This window comes from Micromonospora profundi (genome assembly GCF_011927785.1).
Lineage (GTDB): Bacteria > Actinomycetota > Actinomycetes > Mycobacteriales > Micromonosporaceae > Micromonospora > Micromonospora profundi.
In genome coordinates this window covers 1193034-1208840 of the sequence record NZ_JAATJK010000001.1, presented here as the reverse complement: position 1 = coordinate 1208840, position 15807 = coordinate 1193034, and the positions used below count along the sequence as shown (strand labels likewise).

At 69.8% G+C, this 15807-nt stretch carries 13 protein-coding genes; 5 read left to right on the top strand and 8 right to left on the bottom strand.

The genetic code is table 11. The features are described 5' to 3' along the window. The 6 genes from F4558_RS05390 to F4558_RS05365 all read right to left on the bottom strand — a co-directional run bounded on the left by F4558_RS05390 (position 1) and on the right by F4558_RS05365 (position 5912). Positions 1-1305, bottom strand: a complete 1305-nt coding sequence (locus F4558_RS05390; RefSeq protein WP_053657021.1) for a cysteine desulfurase — start codon at positions 1303-1305, stop codon at positions 1-3. A 20-nt stretch (positions 1306-1325) separates the two neighbouring features. After that, complete coding sequence (gene sufC / locus F4558_RS05385; protein ID WP_053657019.1) at positions 1326-2099, bottom strand: Fe-S cluster assembly ATPase SufC; 774 nt, start codon at positions 2097-2099, stop codon at positions 1326-1328. Then, positions 2099-2425, bottom strand: a complete 327-nt coding sequence (locus tag F4558_RS05380) for a non-heme iron oxygenase ferredoxin subunit (protein WP_053657017.1) — start codon at positions 2423-2425, stop codon at positions 2099-2101. Before F4558_RS05380 ends, sufC begins: the two co-directional genes overlap by 1 nt. After that, the gene (gene sufD, locus F4558_RS05375; protein WP_053657015.1) at positions 2425-3576 is read right to left on the bottom strand and encodes a Fe-S cluster assembly protein SufD; all 1152 of its coding nucleotides are present in this window, start codon (positions 3574-3576) and stop codon (positions 2425-2427) included. Before sufD ends, F4558_RS05380 begins: the two co-directional genes overlap by 1 nt. 129 nt (positions 3577-3705) lie before the next feature. After that, a complete protein-coding gene (gene sufB, locus F4558_RS05370) occupies positions 3706-5136 on the bottom strand; it encodes a Fe-S cluster assembly protein SufB (RefSeq protein ID WP_053657013.1) in 1431 nt (476 codons plus the stop codon). Continuing rightward, positions 5133-5912 carry a helix-turn-helix transcriptional regulator gene (locus tag F4558_RS05365; RefSeq protein WP_053657011.1) on the bottom strand — a complete coding sequence of 260 codons (780 nt, stop codon included), beginning with the start codon at positions 5910-5912 and terminating at the stop codon, positions 5133-5135. The genes sufB and F4558_RS05365 overlap by 4 nt, the downstream gene beginning before the upstream one ends. A 98-nt stretch (positions 5913-6010) precedes the next feature. Between F4558_RS05365 and F4558_RS05360 the strand changes: the two genes are divergently transcribed. Further along, the gene (locus F4558_RS05360; RefSeq protein WP_167943350.1) at positions 6011-6982 is read left to right on the top strand and encodes a COX15/CtaA family protein; all 972 of its coding nucleotides are present in this window, start codon (positions 6011-6013) and stop codon (positions 6980-6982) included. A gap of 355 nt (positions 6983-7337) precedes the next feature. Here F4558_RS05360 and F4558_RS05355 read toward each other — a convergent pair whose 3' ends face one another. Then, complete coding sequence (locus F4558_RS05355; protein ID WP_053657007.1) at positions 7338-7673, bottom strand: hypothetical protein; 336 nt, start codon at positions 7671-7673, stop codon at positions 7338-7340. A gap of 309 nt (positions 7674-7982) precedes the next feature. After that, positions 7983-8936, bottom strand: a complete 954-nt coding sequence (locus F4558_RS05350; RefSeq protein WP_053657005.1) for a heme o synthase — start codon at positions 8934-8936, stop codon at positions 7983-7985. A 262-nt stretch (positions 8937-9198) separates the two neighbouring features. Here F4558_RS05350 and tkt point away from each other — a divergent pair, with 262 nt between their 5' ends. The 4 genes from tkt (at position 9199) to zwf (ending at position 15801) form a co-directional block, all read left to right on the top strand. Further along, positions 9199-11337 carry a transketolase gene (tkt, locus tag F4558_RS05345; protein WP_053657002.1) on the top strand — a complete coding sequence of 713 codons (2139 nt, stop codon included), beginning with the start codon at positions 9199-9201 and terminating at the stop codon, positions 11335-11337. Positions 11338-11352: 15 nt separating this feature from the next. Then, complete coding sequence (gene tal, locus F4558_RS05340; protein ID WP_167943349.1) at positions 11353-12531, top strand: transaldolase; 1179 nt, start codon at positions 11353-11355, stop codon at positions 12529-12531. Positions 12532-12598: 67 nt separating this feature from the next. Beyond that, on the top strand, positions 12599-14248 hold the full coding sequence (locus tag F4558_RS05335; protein ID WP_167943348.1) for a phosphoglucose isomerase-related protein: 1650 nt from the start codon (positions 12599-12601) through the stop codon (positions 14246-14248). A 2-nt stretch (positions 14249-14250) separates the two neighbouring features. Continuing rightward, positions 14251-15801: a glucose-6-phosphate dehydrogenase gene (gene zwf / locus F4558_RS05330; RefSeq protein ID WP_053656999.1), complete on the top strand. Its 1551-nt coding sequence runs from the start codon at positions 14251-14253 to the stop codon at positions 15799-15801. Positions 15802-15807: the final 6 nt, after the last annotated feature.

Here is a 15807-nt window from a genome sequence, read left to right as displayed (position 1 = left end):
TCAGTCGAACACCTTCCGCACCTGCTCCAGACCGGCCACCAGAGCGTCGATCTCCTCGGTGGTGGTGTAGAGGTAGAACGAGGCCCGGGTCATCGCCGGTACACCGAACCGGCTGCACACCGGCTTGGCACAGTGGTGGCCCACCCGCACCTGCACGCCGAGCGAGTCGAGCACCTGGCCCACGTCGTGCGGGTGCACGTCACCGAGCGCGAACGAGATGGTGCCGCCCCGGCCGACAGGCACTGTCGGGCCGAAGATCCGCAGGTCGCGCACCGAGCCGAGGGCTTCCAGCGCGTACGCCGTCAGTTCCTTCTCGTGCCACTGGATGGCCTGCATGCCGATCCCGGTCAGGTAGTCCACCGCCGCGCCGAGCGCGACCGCCTCGGCGATCGGCGGGGTGCCCGCCTCGAACCGGGCCGGCGGCGCGGCGAACGTCGACCGGGCCATGGTGACCGTCTCGATCATCGAGCCGCCGCCGAACACCGGCGGCATGGCCGCGAGCAGTTCCCCCCGACCCCAGAGCACACCGATGCCGGTGGGGCCGCACATCTTGTGCCCGGTGAACACGATGTAGTCGGCGTCCAGGTCGACCACGTCGATGGGCAGGTGCGGCACCGACTGCGAGCAGTCCAGCAGCAGCAGGGCGCCCACCTCGCGGACCCGCGCGGTGATCCGGGAGGTGGCGTTGACAGTGCCGAGGATGTTCGACATGTGCACCAGCGAAACGATCTTCGTCCGCTCGGTGACCAGGTCGTCCAGGCCCGACTCGTCGAGCCGGCCCTGGTCGGTGACCGGGAACCAGCGCAGGGTCGCGCCCGTCCGCTCGCAGAGCAGCTGCCACGGAACGATGTTCGAGTGGTGCTCCATCTCGGAGATCACCACCTCGTCGCCGGGACCGAGCCGGAACCGGGGGTCACCGTCGGGGCGCAGCGAGGCGTTGGAGAAGGCGTACGCCACGATGTTGATCGCCTCGGTGGAGTTCTTGGTGAACACCACCTCGTCCGGGCTCGGCGCGTTGATGAACGCGGCGATCTTGGCCCGTGCCCCCTCGTACGCCTCGGTGGCCTCGGTGCCCAGGGTGTGCACCGAGCGCGACACGTTGGCGTTGTGCCGCGCGTAGTGCTCGGCGAGCACGTCGAGCACCTGCCGCGGCTTGTGCGAGGTGTTGGCGCTGTCGAGGTAGACCAGCGGGTGACCGTTGATCTCCCGCTCCAGGATCGGGAAGTCGGCGCGCACCCGGGCCACGTCGAAACGCGGCTCGTCGTCGTACTGCGGCATCCCCTGCGGGATCGCGATGCTGGTCATCTCGGCAGCGCCTCTCTCGGTCAGGCCCGGGCCGTGCCAGCTCCGGCGGCGTACCGCTCGTAGCCCTCGGCTTCGAGCTTGTCGGCAAGCTCCGAGCCGCCCTGCTCGACGATCCGGCCGGCCACGAAGACGTGCACGAAGTCCGGCTTGATGTAGCGCAGGATCCGCGTGTAGTGGGTGATCAGCAGCACGCCGGTGTCGCCGTTGTCGCGGACCCGGTTGACGCCCTCGCTCACCACGCGCAGCGCGTCCACGTCGAGGCCGGAGTCGGTCTCGTCGAGGATCGCGATCTTCGGCTTGAGCAGCTCCAGCTGGACGATCTCGTGCCGCTTCTTCTCACCACCGGAGAAGCCCTCGTTGACGTTGCGCTGGGCGAACGCCGGGTCCATCTGCAGGCGCTCCATGGCGCCGCGCAGCTCGCCGCCCCAGGTGCGCAGCTTCGGCGCCTCGCCGTCGATGGCGGTCTTCGCGGTACGCAGGAAGTTGGCCACCGAGACGCCGGGGACCTCAACCGGGTACTGCATGGCCAGGAAGAGGCCGGCGCGCGCCCGCTCGTCGACGGTCATGGCCAGCACGTCCTCGCCGTCGAGCGTGACGGTGCCGCCGGTGATCTCGTACTTCGGGTGGCCGGCGATCGAGTACGCCAGGGTGGACTTGCCGGAACCGTTCGGGCCCATGATCGCGTGGGTTTCCCCCGACTTCACGGTCAGGTCGACGCCGGCCAGGATCGGCTTGAGCTCACCCTCGGGCAGCTTGACCGACACCTTCAGGTCGCGGATCTCCAGGGTGCTCATTATCGCGTCACTCCATTACTCGGCGTCAGGCTGAGGTAGATGTCGCCGTCGCGGACTTCGACGGGGTAGACGGGTACGGGTTCGGTGGCCGGCAGGCCGGTGGGCTGCCCGGTGCGCAGGTCGAAGCGGGAGCCGTGCAGCCAGCACTCCAGCGTGCAGCCGTCGACCTCGCCCTCGGACAGCGCGACAGCGGCGTGCGAGCACTCGTCGTACGCGGCGTAGAACTCGCCGTCCTCGCCGTGCACAAGCGCGATCGGGGTACCGTCGACGTCCGCGCTGATCGCGGTGCCCTTCGGCACGTCCTCGGTCGAACAGATCCGGATCATCAGGCGCCGGCCTTGGTGAGCCGGGCCTCGATGGCGTCACCGAGGCGCTCGCGCAGCGACTCCACAGGGATCTTGTTGATCAGCTCGGCGAAGAAGCCGCGGACCACCAGGCGGCGGGCCTCACCCTCCGGGATGCCCCGGGCCATCAGGTAGAACAGCTGCTCGTCGTCGAAGCGGCCTGTCGCGCTGGCGTGACCGGCACCGGCGATCTCGCCGGTCTCGATCTCCAGATTGGGTACGGAGTCCGCCCGCGCGCCGTCGGTGAGCAGCAGGTTCCGGTTGATCTCGTACGTGTCGGTGCCGGTCGCCTCGGCCTGGATGATCACGTCGCCCACCCAGACGGTGTGGGCGTCCGCGCCCTGCAGGGCGCCCCGGTAGCCGACGTAGCTGCGGCAGTCCGGCACGTTGTGGTCGACCAACTGCCGGTGCTCAAGGTGCTGGCCGGAGTCGGCGAAGTAGACGCCGTACAGCTCGGCCTCGCCACCTCGACCGGTGTATTCCACGCTTGTGAACTGCCGGACGAGGTTGCCGCCGAGGGTGACCTGGACGTGCACCACCCGGGCGTCCCGACCCAGCTTGATCTTGAGGTGCTGCGCCTGCACCGCGTCCTCGGCCCAGTCCGCGACGGTGACAAGGGTCAGCTTGGCGCCGTCGGCGACCGTTACCTCGACGTTGTCGGCGAGCGTGACCGAGCCCTCCTGGGAGAACACGACGGTGGCCTCCGCGAACCGGCCCACCTGCACCTGGGTGCGGGCCAGGGACAGCTCCTCGGGAAACGCGCCCAGCAGCCGCACGACCACCGGCTCGGACACGACGGCCTCGGCCGCCACCTCGACCAGCGCGACCCGTGCCGCCCCGCCGTGGGCCAGCGCGCTGACCCGGTCGACCGGCACCAGCACCGACGCGACACTGGCGTCGGACGGCTCGACGAGCCGCACCGACACTCCGGCCGGCAGGTTCGGGTGCTCCACTGTGACGCCCCGACCGGTGGCGGCCGAGGTGTCAGCCGTGGCCAGGCCGCGGAGGCGCTTGAGCGGGGTGAAACGCCACTCCTCCTCCAGGCCGGTGAGGGCCGGGAAGTCGGCGACGTCGTACGAGCGCAGCGCCTGCGACTTGGTGCTGGGCGGTGGCGCGGAAGCCTGGGTAGTCATGTCTTCCTTGGTCTGTTCTGCGATTGATCGGAGGATCGGTCGGGCTGGTCGCGGCACGGTCCGCCCAGCTGAGCTGGCTCGGGCCGGCCGCGTTTCGCCCGACGGGTCGGGCGGGGTCAGCCGGCTGGGTCAGCCGACCGCGCCCTCCATCTGGAGTTCGATCAGACGGTTGAGCTCCAGGGCGTACTCCATCGGGAGCTCCTTGGCGATCGGCTCGATGAAGCCACGCACGATCATGGCCATCGCCTCGTCCTCGCTCAGGCCGCGGCTCATCAGGTAGAAGAGCTGGTCGTCGCTGATCTTGGAGACGGTCGCCTCGTGCCCCATCGACACGTCGTCCTCGCGGATGTCGACGTACGGGTAGGTGTCCGAGCGGGAGATGGTGTCGACAAGCAGCGCGTCGCACTTGACAGTGCTCCGGCTGTGGTGCGAACCCTCCAGCACCTGCACCAGACCCCGGTACGAGGTGCGGCCGCCGCCCCGGGCGATCGACTTCGAGATGATGTTCGAGGAGGTGTGCGGCGCGGCGTGCACCATCTTGGCGCCCGCGTCCTGGTGCTGGCCCTCGCCGGCCATCGCCACCGAGAGCACCTCGCCCTTGGCGTGCTCGCCGGTCATGTAGACCGCCGGGTACTTCATTGTCACCTTGGAGCCGATGTTGCCGTCGACCCACTCCATCGTCGCGCCCTCGTGGCAGACGGCGCGCTTGGTGACCAGGTTGTAGACGTTGTTCGACCAGTTCTGGATGGTCGTGTAGCGGCAACGCGCGTTCTTCTTGACGATGATCTCCACGACCGCGCTGTGCAGCGAGTCGGAGGAGTAGAGCGGCGCGGTGCAGCCCTCGACGTAGTGCACGTACGCACCCTCGTCGACGATGATCAGCGTCCGCTCGAACTGGCCCATGTTCTCCGTGTTGATCCGGAAGTAGGCCTGCAGCGGGATCTCCACCTGCACACCCTTCGGCACGTAGATGAACGAGCCACCGGACCATACGGAGGTGTTCAACGCGGCGAACTTGTTGTCGCCGACCGGGATCACCGTGCCGAAGTACTCCTTGAAGACGTCCTCGTGCTCGCGCAGCGCGGTGTCGGTGTCCAGGAACAGGACGCCCTGCTCCTCAAGGTCCTCACGGATCTTGTGGTAGACGACCTCGGACTCGTACTGCGCCGCGACACCGGCGACCAGCCGCTGCTTCTCCGCCTCCGGGATGCCGAGCCGGTCGTAGGTGTTCTTGATGTCCTCGGGCAGGTCCTCCCAGCTGGTGGCCTGCTTCTCGGTGGACCGCACGAAGTACTTGATGTTGTCGAAGTCGATGCCGGTGAGGTCCGCGCCCCAGGCCGGCATCGGCTTGCGGCCGAACAGCCGCAGACCCTTCAGGCGCAGGTCGAGCATCCAGGCCGGCTCGTTCTTCTTGGCCGAGATGTCCCGCACCACCGCCTCGTTGATGCCGCGCTGGGCGACCGCCCCGGCGGCGTCCGGGTCGGACCAGCCGTACTCGTAGCGACCCAGGGCGGCGAGCTGCTCTTCCTGCGTCAGGGGCTGGACGATCTGCTCGGTCATCTATCTGTCCTCACAGTGGTGACGGGATTACCGGACTGTGCGCGGCTCGGTTGGGTCGGAATGTGCGTGGTGCACACCCCGTCGCCGTGCGCGATGGTTGCCAGGCGCTGCACGTGGGTGCCGACCAAGCGGGAGATCACCGCGGTCTCGGCCTCGCACAGCTGGGGAAACTCGGCGGCCACGTGCGCCACCGGGCAGTGGTGCTGACAGAGCTGGCCGCCGGAGGCGATCGTGGTCGCGTTGGCAGCGTAACCCTCGGCGGTGAGCGCTCCGGCGAGTGCCTCCGCCCGCGCGAGGGGGTCGTCGCCGGCGTCCTCCATGGCGGCGCGGCACCGCGACTCCAGGGCGGACACCTGCTCCGTGGCGAACGCCTCGACGGCGTTCGAGCCACCGCTGCGGGCGATCCAGCGCAGCGCGGCGGTGGCCATGTTGTCGTAGTGGTGGGTGCCACAGCGGCCCCGGGCCGCGTCGGTCAGCAGGAACACCTTGGCCGGGCGCCCCCGACCGCGGCTGCCCCGCACCGTCTGCTCACGGGCGACGACGTCACCGTCGGCGAGCATCGCGTCCAGGTGTCGGCGGATCGCCGCCGGGCTCAGGCCCAACGCCACGCCGAGCTGTGCGGCGGTGGTGGCGCCCCGCTCCAGCAGCAACTGGGTGACCCGGTCGCGGGTGGAGGTCTCGGTCGCCGCGAGTGCGACAGGCGTGGTCACGACGGACCCGCCGACGGCCGCAGCGGCCATCGGCTGCTGCCCCGAGAGCGCCGCCGCGTTTTTCACAACGCCAACGTTACGTAATTACCCGGAGGGTCGCAAACCCGGGTCCCGGTGATCCGAACCACCGACCCCACCGAGTCGGACGAACCTCGATCACTACGGTGCGTAGGATTTGCGCCGTGAACCGAATCGCCCGTCCGGTCTCCGGCACCCTGCTGCGCCGCCTCGCGCTCGCCTCGATCATCGCGAACGTCGGCATCGTCGTCACCGGCGGGGCCGTCCGTCTGACCGCCTCGGGCCTCGGCTGCCCCACCTGGCCCCGGTGCACCGACACGTCGTACGTCAACACGGCCGAGATGGGCGTACACGGGGTGATCGAGTTCGGCAACCGGATGCTGACCTTCGCGGTGGGCCTCATCGCGCTGGCCACCCTGCTGGCCGTGCTGGCACACCGGCCGCGCCGGCGCGGGCTCCTTCCGCTGGCCGTAGCCGTCTTCCTGGGCATCCCCGCCCAGGCCGTGATCGGTGGCATCACGGTGCTCACCAACCTCAACCCGTGGGTCGTCGGGCTGCACTTCCTCGCCTCGATGGCGGTGATCTCCGCCGCGTACGCCCTCTGGCGGCGGATCGGCGACCCGGACGGCCCCACGGTGCCCGTTGTGCCCACGCCGCTGCGCACCCTTGCCCGGATCACCACAGGCGTCAGCGTCGCCGTGCTCGTCGTCGGCACCTGGGTCACCGGCAGCGGCCCGCACGCCGGCGACCACGGCGCGGCCCGCAACGGGCTCGACCCGGAGTCGATCTCCCAGGTCCACGCCGATGTCGTCTTCCTGCTGATCGGCCTGACGGTGGCGTTGATCTTCGCGTTCCGGGCTGTCGGCGCGGCAGGGGCCACCCGGGCCGCCATCGTCCTGCTGGCGGTGGAGTTGTCCCAGGGGGTCATCGGCTTCGTGCAGTACTTCACCCACGTGCCGGCGCTCCTGGTGGGCGCGCACATGCTCGGCTCCTGCCTGGTGCTGCTGGCCACCCTCTCGATGCAGTGGTCGACACGTGAGCGCCGCCCCGCCGAAGCGCCGAGTCCGTGGGCCGCCGCCCCGGCCGCCGAAGCCGAAGCCGTCCCCGTCACCGCCTGACGGCCCCTCACCGCCGAAACGCCTTCCATCGGCTCACGTTCCTTGATATCGGGGTTTCCGGGTGAGGTGGATGCCCCGGTTTCAAGGAACCCGAGTGGATCTCCCCCGGATCGGCCGGTCTGACCGCTGGCTGTGGGTCGAGTTGCGCTCCCTGTCACCGCCGGACACGCGCAGCTCTCGGCGCACCGCACCCGCCGGCACTGCGTGGCGCACCGCCCTGCCGTCGCACCCGTCAGCACCACCCTGGCGCGCCGCACCCGGCGGGCTTCGGTGCCGGGGGTACGGCTGACGAAAAAGCGACCCGGGGTTTCCCCCGGGTCGACTGTGGTGGTCGGTCAGTTTCAGATTTCTATTTTCAGCGGGCCATCGTGCGTCGGGCCATCGACCGCCAGAGGTCGTTGCTCGGCCGCATCTGGTCCATCAGTTCACGCTCCCAGGCGTTCTCGACGGTGACTCCCGCCTGGGCGCACGCCTCACGAGCCGTGACGGTGTCTTCGGCGAACTGGTCGCCCCACGCACCGTCGGAGCCCACGAGGACGATTCGTGCGCCACGCTTGCCGACGTACTCGATGACCGCCTTCGCGCCGCCGTGTCCGGCGGCGAACGACCTGAGACCCGCAACCAAGCCCTGCGGCGCCTGCTCGCTGGTGGTCTGCTCGGCCGTCAGCGTCGTATCGGAACCATCTGCCATGACGCGAAGCCTAAGCAGAGTTCCACTCGTGCGGGCGAGAACCATGAAGCTTTTGTGATGCCAATTACCTACAGGTTTAAGGAAGAGCACAGGTCAACTGCCCGCTTATATCCGGACTTTTACTGGCGAAACGTCGCGCCAAATCAGTCCTGAGGCACCACAGGTTGAGCCGATCCGACTCATGCCGAAAGTTACTCTGATGTGACGTTAAACCTGGACAACTCATCCATGGCCATGATTAGTCACTGGATTCCGCTACCGCCGGACCGAACGGGCCACACCCGCGCCGCGCGCGTGATTGAGGAAGCGTCAGATCAGGGCGTCGAGTGCGACGGCCACGAAGACGATCGTCAGGTACGTCGTCGACCAGTGGAACAGCCGCATCGGCTTGATCGCCTCGCCCCGGGTCGCCCGCCGGCAGAGCCGGTGCGCCTCGACGATGAAGATGGCGCCCACCACGAGGGTCGGCACGCCGTAGATCGCGCTGAGCCCCAGCGGCCAGACGGCCAGGGAGGTGAGCACCGTGAGCCAGGCGAAGATCAGGATCTCGGCGTTCACCCGGCGGGTGGACGCCACCACGGGCAGCATCGGGATGCCGGCCCGCGCGTAGTCGTCCTTGTACTTCATCGCGAGGGGGTAGAAGTGCGGCATCTGCCAGAAGAAGACCACCGCGAACAGCCCCCACGCGGCAGGTGCCAGAGAGCCGGTCACCGCCGCCCACCCGATCAGCACCGGAGCCGCCCCGCAGGCGCCACCCCAGAACGTGTTGGTCGGGGTGGAGCGCTTGAGCCACAGGGTGTAGACGACGTCGTAGTAGACGATCGCGGCGAGAGTCAGCGCCGCGGCGAGCAGATTCGTGAACGCCGCCATCAACGCGATCGAGATCGCCGCCAGCACCAGACCGAAGACCAGCGCGCTGCGCGGGGACACCGTGTGCGCCGGCAACGGCCGTCGCTTGGTACGCCGCATCAACTGGTCGATGTCCCGGTCGATGTAGCAGTTGAGCACGCTTGCCGCGCCAGCCGCGAGCGAGCCGCCGATCAGCACCACCGCCATCAGCCACAGCGACGGCATGCCGCCCTCGGCGAGCATCATCGCCGGGACGGTCGTGACCAGCAGCAGCTCCACGATCCGCGGCTTGGTGAGCGACACGTACGCCGAGACGACCGCGCGCACGTCCCGCCGGGCCACCGGACGCTCGACCGAGCGCACCGGGGGTTGCCCGGCGGGGTTGCTCGCGGGGCGCTCGGTGATCATGCTCACGGATTGCCACCTTCCGGCATCGGCACGGGGATCGGTTCGGCTGGCCCGCTGCGGGCCTGCACACCGACCCACACACTACGCGTCGTCGTTTTGGCTGCCCGGCCGACCCGACAACGGTGCGGGCCGTCACACCACCGGGGTTGAACGAATCGCGCCGCGCCACGTATTGCACAGCATGCAGAGATCCCCGGGCGGGCGTTTAGGGGCGCTCGATAGGGTCATCAGTGAGGGTTCCGCCCATCTGCCGAGGAGCACAACCATCGTGGCTGCCAACCGACCCGCGCACTCCGAACTCAACTGGTCCGACCTCGATCGCCGGGCTGTCGACACCGTCCGCGTGCTGGCCATGGATGCCGTGGAGAAATCCGGCAACGGTCACCCGGGCACCGCGATGAGCCTGGCACCTGCTGCGTACCTTCTCTTCAACCGGGTGATGCGACACAACCCGGCCGACCCGAACTGGCCCGGCCGCGACCGGTTCGTGCTCTCCGCCGGGCACTCCAGCCTGACCCTCTACATCCAGCTGTTCCTGTCCGGGTACCCGCTGAGCCTTGAGGACCTGAAGTCGCTGCGGCAGTGGGGCTCGCTCACCCCGGGTCACCCCGAGCACGGCCACACGCCCGGCGTGGAGACCACCACCGGTCCGCTCGGGCAGGGCCTCGGCAACGCCGTCGGCATGGCCATGGCGGCCCGCCGCGAACGCGGCCTGTTCGACCCGGAGGCCGAGCCCGGCGCGTCGGTCTTCGACCACGACATCTGGTGCATCGTCTCCGACGGTGACATCGAGGAGGGCATCAGCCACGAGGCCAGCGCCCTGGCCGGGCACCAGCAGCTGGGCAACCTCACGGTGATCTACGACGACAACGAGATCTCGATCGAGGACGACACCCGGATCGCCAAGAGCGAGGACGTGGCCGCCCGCTACGAGGCGTACGGCTGGCACGTGCAGACCGTCGACTGGCGCAGCGGTGACGCCGACCAGGGTGAGTACCACGAGGACGCCGAGGCCCTGCACCGGGCGCTGGTGGCGGCGAAGGCCGAGACCGGGCGCCCCTCCTTCATCGCGCTGCGCACGATCATCGGCTGGCCGGCGCCCAACAAGCAGAACACCGGCAAGATCCACGGCTCGGCGCTCGGTGCCGACGAGGTGAAGGCCACCAAGGAGATCCTCGGCTTCGACGCGGAGCAGACCTTCCAGGTCGACGAGGAGGTGCTCGGCCACGCCCGGCAGGTGATGGGCCGCGGCTCCGACGCCCAGCAGGAGTGGACCACCGCGTTCGACGCCTGGAAGAAGGCCAACCCGGAGCGCGCGGCACTCTACGAGCGGATGGCCGGCCGGGTGCTGCCCGACGGCTGGACCGACGCGCTGCCCACCTTCCCCGCCGACGCCAAGGGCGTGGCCACCCGGGCGGCGTCCGGTAAGGTGCTGGAGGCCCTCGCGCCGGTGCTGCCGGAGCTCTGGGGCGGTTCGGCCGACCTGGCCGAGAGCAACAACACCACGATGAAGGGCGAGCCGTCGTTCATTCCGGCCGCGCACGCCACCAAGGACTTCCCGGGCCACGAGTACGGCCGCACGCTGCACTTCGGCATCCGTGAGCACGCCATGGGCGCGATCCTCAACGGCATCGCCCTGCACGGCGGCACCCGCCCGTACGGCGGCACGTTCCTGGTGTTCAGCGACTACATGCGGCCGTCGGTGCGGCTGGCCGCGTTGATGAAGCTGCCGGTGACCTACGTCTGGACGCACGACTCGATCGGCCTGGGCGAGGACGGCCCGACCCACCAGCCGGTGGAGCACCTGACCGCGCTGCGCGCCATCCCCGGCCTGGACGTGGTCCGCCCGGCGGACGCCAACGAGACCGCCTGGGCGTGGCGGATGGCGCTTGAGCACACCGACCGGCCGACCGCCCTGGCGCTGAGCCGCCAGCCGCTGCCGACCCTGGACCGCGACGTCCTGGGCAGCGTGGACGGCGTGGCTAAGGGCGGCTACGTGCTGGCCGAGGCGTCCAACGGCAAGCCGCAGGTGATCATCGTCGGCACCGGTTCCGAGGTGCAGCTCTGCCTGACCGCCCGGGAGCGGCTGGAGGCCGACGGCACCCCCACCCGGGTCGTGTCGATGCCCTGCCAGGAGTGGTTCTACGAGCAGGATGAGGCCTACCGGGAGTCGGTCCTCCCCCGCGGGGTAAAGGCACGGGTGAGCGTGGAGGCGGGCATCGCCATGTCCTGGCGCGGCGTCGTCGGTGACCTCGGCGAGAGCGTCAGCCTGGAGCACTACGGCGCGAGCGCCCCGCACACCGTGCTCTTCGAGCAATTCGGGTTCACCCCCGACCGGATCGTGGCGGCGGCTCACGCCTCGCTGGCCCGGGTGGGCGACATCACCGGTTTCACGACCGGCAACTGAGGGAGCGTGGACGGCATGACCGACAAATTGAGTGAACTCACCGCCGCCGGTGTGGCGGTGTGGCTCGATGATCTGTCCCGGGTACGACTCAGCTCCGGCGGGCTGGACAAGCTCCGGCGGGAGCAGCACGTCGCCGGGGTGACCACCAACCCGACGATCTTCGCGAAGGCGTTGAGCGACGCCGACGAGTACAACTGGCAGTTGCACGACCTCGCCGTCCGTGGCGTGGAGGTCGAGGAGTCGGTACGCATGCTCACCACGTACGACGTGCGGTGGGCGTGCGACGTGATGCGCCCGTCGTACGACGCGAGCGACGGTGTCGACGGCCGGGTCTCCATCGAGGTGGACCCCCGGCTGGCGCACGACAGCGACAAGACGGTCGCCGAGGCGAAGGCGCTGTGGTGGCTTGTCGACCGCCCCAACCTGTTCATCAAGATCCCTGCCACCGAGGCGGGGCTGCCGGCGATCACCGCCACGCTCGCCGAGGGCATCAGCGTCAACGTGACGCTGATCTTCGGCCTGGACCGTTACTCGGCGGTTATGGAGGCGTTCCTGGACGGTCTGGAGCAGGCCAAGGCCAACGGCCACGACCTGTCCACCATCGGCTCGGTGGCGTCGTTCTTCGTATCCCGCGTCGACTCCGAGGTCGACAAGCGGCTGGAGAAGATCGGCTCCGAGCAGGCCAAGGCCCTGCGGGGCAAGGCCGCTGTGGCGAACGCCCAACTGGCGTACGAGCGCTACACCAAGGTGTTCTCCTCCGACCGGTGGAAGGCCCTCGCGGACGCCGGCGCGCACCCGCAGCGCCCCCTGTGGGCGTCCACCTCGACGAAGAACCCGGACTACCGCGACGTCATCTACGTCGAGGAGCTGATCGCCCCCGGCACCGTCAACACCATGCCGGAGCCGGTCATCCACGCGTACGCCGATCATGGCGAGACCCGCGCGGACACCATCACCGGCGCCTACGACGCGGCCCGCGCCGTCTTCGCGGACCTGGAGTCGGTGGGGGTGGACATGGCCGACGTGATCGCCACCCTGGAGACCGAGGGCGTGGAGAAGTTCGAGGCCAGCTGGCAGGAGCTGCTCGACGGCGTCCGCAAGTCGCTGGAGGCAGCGGCCAAGGGCAAGGGCGCGCCGAACAAGGCCGCCAAGGGCAACGCCAAGGCCGCCGAGAAGGCCGGTGGGAACGCATGAGCGAGCGAATCAGCAGGCTCGGTGCAAATGTGCCTCATGACGGCACGCAGCGAAGCGGAGTGGCGGCATGAGCGACCTTCTCGATGGGCCCGTGGAGGCCGCCGGTGGTCTCGCCGTGTACGGCGCGGACGCCGTGGACAAGTCCGCCCCCGCCTCGACCCGTGACGCGCTGGTCAAGGCGGGCGTCCCGGGCAGGTTGGCGACAAAGGACGCCGGCCTGTGGGGTCCGGACGCCGAGGCCGAGGCGAAGATCCGGCTCGGTTGGGTGGACACCCACCGGCACAGCCGGGAGTTGCTGGCGCAGCTGGCCGAGCTGACCGCGGAGCTTGCCGACCTGGACCACGTGGTCCTCGCCGGCATGGGTGGCTCGTCACTGGCCCCCGAGGTGATCACCCGGACGCTGGGCCGGCCGCTGACAGTGCTCGACACCACCGACCCGGGCCAGGTCCGGGCGGCCCTCGGTGACCGCCTGGAGCGCACCGTCGTGGTGGTGGCCAGCAAGTCCGGCTCGACCGTGGAGACCGACAGCCACCGTCGTGCCTACTGGCAGGCGTTCCTGGACGCCGGGATGAGCGAGGCGGAGGCCGGCAGGCACTTCGTCATCGTCACCGACCCGGGTTCCCCGCTGGCGACCACCGCCAGCGAGATGGGCGCGTTCACGGTGCTCGCCGACCCGAACGTGGGCGGCCGGTACTCGGCGCTCACCGCGTTCGGGCTGGTCCCCTCCGCGCTGGCCGGGGTCGAGGTCGCCGAACTCCTCGACCAGGCCGACGCGCTGGCGCAGTCGCTCGACGGGGACCGCGACAACCCGGCGCTGGCGCTGGGCGCCGCGCTGGGCGCCGCGGCGACGCTGGCCCGCGACAAGGTCGCCCTGGTGTCCGACGGCACCGGCATCGACGGGCTCGGCGACTGGGCCGAGCAGCTGATCGCCGAGTCGACGGGCAAGGCCGGCGTGGGCATCCTGCCGGTGGTGGTGGAGTCGCCGCAGAGCCCCGGCGCCACCGGGCCGGACGTGCTGACGGTGAGCTACGGCGGCGCGCTTGCCGCCGGTGACATGCCCGGCGGCGGCGCCAACCCGGACGTGGCCGTCAACGGCCCGCTCGGCGCGCAGTTCCTGGCCTGGGAGTACGCCACGGCGGTGGCGGGCGTGGTGCTCGGCATCGACCCGTTCAACCAACCGAACGTCACCGAGTCCAAGGAGAACACCAACAAGATCCTGGCCTCGGGTCTGCCGGCGGAGACGCCGTCGTTCACCGAGGGCGCGATCGAGGTGTACGCGCCGCAGGGCGCCCCCGGTGACCTGGCCGGCGTGCTGCGCTGGCTGCTGGACGGGCTGGGCGAGGACGGCTACCTGGCCGTGATGGCGTACCTGGACCGCTTCGCCGACGCCGACGCGGCCCGGCTGCGGCCGCTGCTGGCCGAGGCTGCCGGCCGGCCGGTCACCTTCGGTTGGGGGCCGCGGTTCCTGCACTCCACCGGCCAGTACCACAAGGGCGGCCCGCAGGTGGGCAGCTACCTGCAGGTGACCGGCGCTGTCGCCGAGGACCTGGCGGTGCCCGGCAAGCCGTACACCTTCGGGGAGTTGCAGGCGGCGCAGGCCGCCGGCGACCGGGAGGCCCTCGCGGGCCGGGAGCGCCCGGTGCTGCGGCTACACCTGACCGACCGGGCGGCCGGCGTCGCCCAACTGCTCGACGCGGCCGGTGAGCTGCGGACGTGAGGATGGACGCTGTGACAGACGCGGAGCGAGAAGGCGGCGTGAACCCGCTGCGGGACCCGCAGGACCGCCGGTTGCCCCGGATCCCCGAGCCATGCGCTCTGGTGATCTTCGGGGTGACCGGCGACCTGGCCCGCAAGAAGCTACTTCCGGCCGTCTACGACCTCGCCAACCGGGGTCTGCTGCCGCCCGGCTTCGTGGTGCTCGGCTTCGCACGGCGCGACTGGGGTGACGGCGACTTCGAGACCCTCGCGTGCGAGGCGGCCCGCAAGCACGCCCGTACGCCGTGGCGGGACGAGGTGTGGGCGCGGCTGGCCGGCAACATCAAGTTCGTGGGCGGTTCGTTCGACGACGACGCCGCCTTCGACCAGCTGGCGTCCACGCTTGACGGTCTGCGGCAGACCCACGGCATCACCGGCAACGCGGCGTTCTACTTCTCCATCCCCCCTGCCGCGTTCCCCGTCGTGCTCAAGCAGCTGGCCCGCACCGGAATGGCCGACAACGACAAGTCCGGCGGCTGGCGCCGCGTGGTGGTGGAGAAGCCGTTCGGCAACGACCTGCCGTCGGCCAAGGCGCTCAACGACCTGGTCGACGACGTGTTCACCAGGCAGGACGTCTTCCGGATCGACCACTACCTGGGCAAGGAGACGGTCCAGAACATCCTCGCCCTGCGGTTCGCCAACAACCTGTTCGAGCCGCTGTGGAATTCCAAGTACGTCGACTCGGTGCAGATCACAATGGCCGAGGACGTCGGCATCGGCACCCGCGCCGGCTTCTACGACACCGTCGGCACCGCCCGTGACGTGCTGCAGAACCACCTGCTCCAACTTCTGGCCCTGGTGGCCATGGAGGAGCCGACGAGCTTCGACGCCGACGAGATCCGGGCCGAGAAGCTGAAGGTGCTCAAGGCGATCACCCTGCCGAAGGACGTGGCCCGGGACACCGTGCGCGGCCAGTACCTGCCGGGCTGGGTGGGCGGCGAACGCGCTGTCGGCTACCTGGAGGAGCAGGACGTCCCCAGCGACTCCACCACGGAGACGTACGTGGCGGTGCGGCTGGGCATCCAGAACCGCCGGTGGGCCGAAGTGCCGTTCTACATCCGGGCCGGCAAGCGACTGCCCCGGCGCGTCACCGAGGTCGCCATCATGTTCAAGAAGGCGCCGCACCTGCCGTTCAACGACGCCGACATGGAGTCGCTGGGCAACAACCAGCTGGTGATCCGGGTGCAGCCCGACGAGGGTGTGGTGCTCAAGTTCGGCTCGAAGGTTCCCGGCACGACGATGGAGGTCCGCGACATCGCGATGGACTTCCAGTACGGCGAGGCGTTCACCGAGTCCAGCCCCGAGGCGTACGAGCGGCTGGTGCTGGACGTGCTGATCGGCGACCGCACCCTGTTCCCGGACGCCGCCGAGGTCGAGCAGAGCTGGCAGGTCATCGACCCGCTGGAGCACGCCTGGGCGGGCACGACGCCGGAGCCGTACCGCGCTGGTGAGTGGGGGCCGCGGGCAGCCGACGAGATGTTGGCCCGCGAGGGCCGGGCATGGCGACGCGCGTGAGCGAGC

What these genes read in the sequence shown, in the direction of transcription:
- sufD (WP_053657015.1), bottom strand. Translation starts at nt 3,576, where the DNA reads ATGACTACCCAGGCTTCCGCGCCACCGCCCAGCACCAAGTCGCAGGCG.
- F4558_RS05390 (WP_053657021.1), bottom strand. Translation starts at nt 1,305, where the DNA reads ATGACCAGCATCGCGATCCCGCAGGGGATGCCGCAGTACGACGACGAG.
- F4558_RS05355 (WP_053657007.1), bottom strand. Translation starts at nt 7,673, where the DNA reads ATGGCAGATGGTTCCGATACGACGCTGACGGCCGAGCAGACCACCAGC.
- sufC (WP_053657019.1), bottom strand. Translation starts at nt 2,099, where the DNA reads ATGAGCACCCTGGAGATCCGCGACCTGAAGGTGTCGGTCAAGCTGCCC.
- sufB (WP_053657013.1), bottom strand. Translation starts at nt 5,136, where the DNA reads ATGACCGAGCAGATCGTCCAGCCCCTGACGCAGGAAGAGCAGCTCGCC.
- zwf (WP_053656999.1), top strand. Translation starts at nt 14,251, where the DNA reads ATGGACGCTGTGACAGACGCGGAGCGAGAAGGCGGCGTGAACCCGCTG.
- tal (WP_167943349.1), top strand. Translation starts at nt 11,353, where the DNA reads ATGACCGACAAATTGAGTGAACTCACCGCCGCCGGTGTGGCGGTGTGG.
- F4558_RS05335 (WP_167943348.1), top strand. Translation starts at nt 12,599, where the DNA reads ATGAGCGACCTTCTCGATGGGCCCGTGGAGGCCGCCGGTGGTCTCGCC.
- F4558_RS05380 (WP_053657017.1), bottom strand. Translation starts at nt 2,425, where the DNA reads ATGATCCGGATCTGTTCGACCGAGGACGTGCCGAAGGGCACCGCGATC.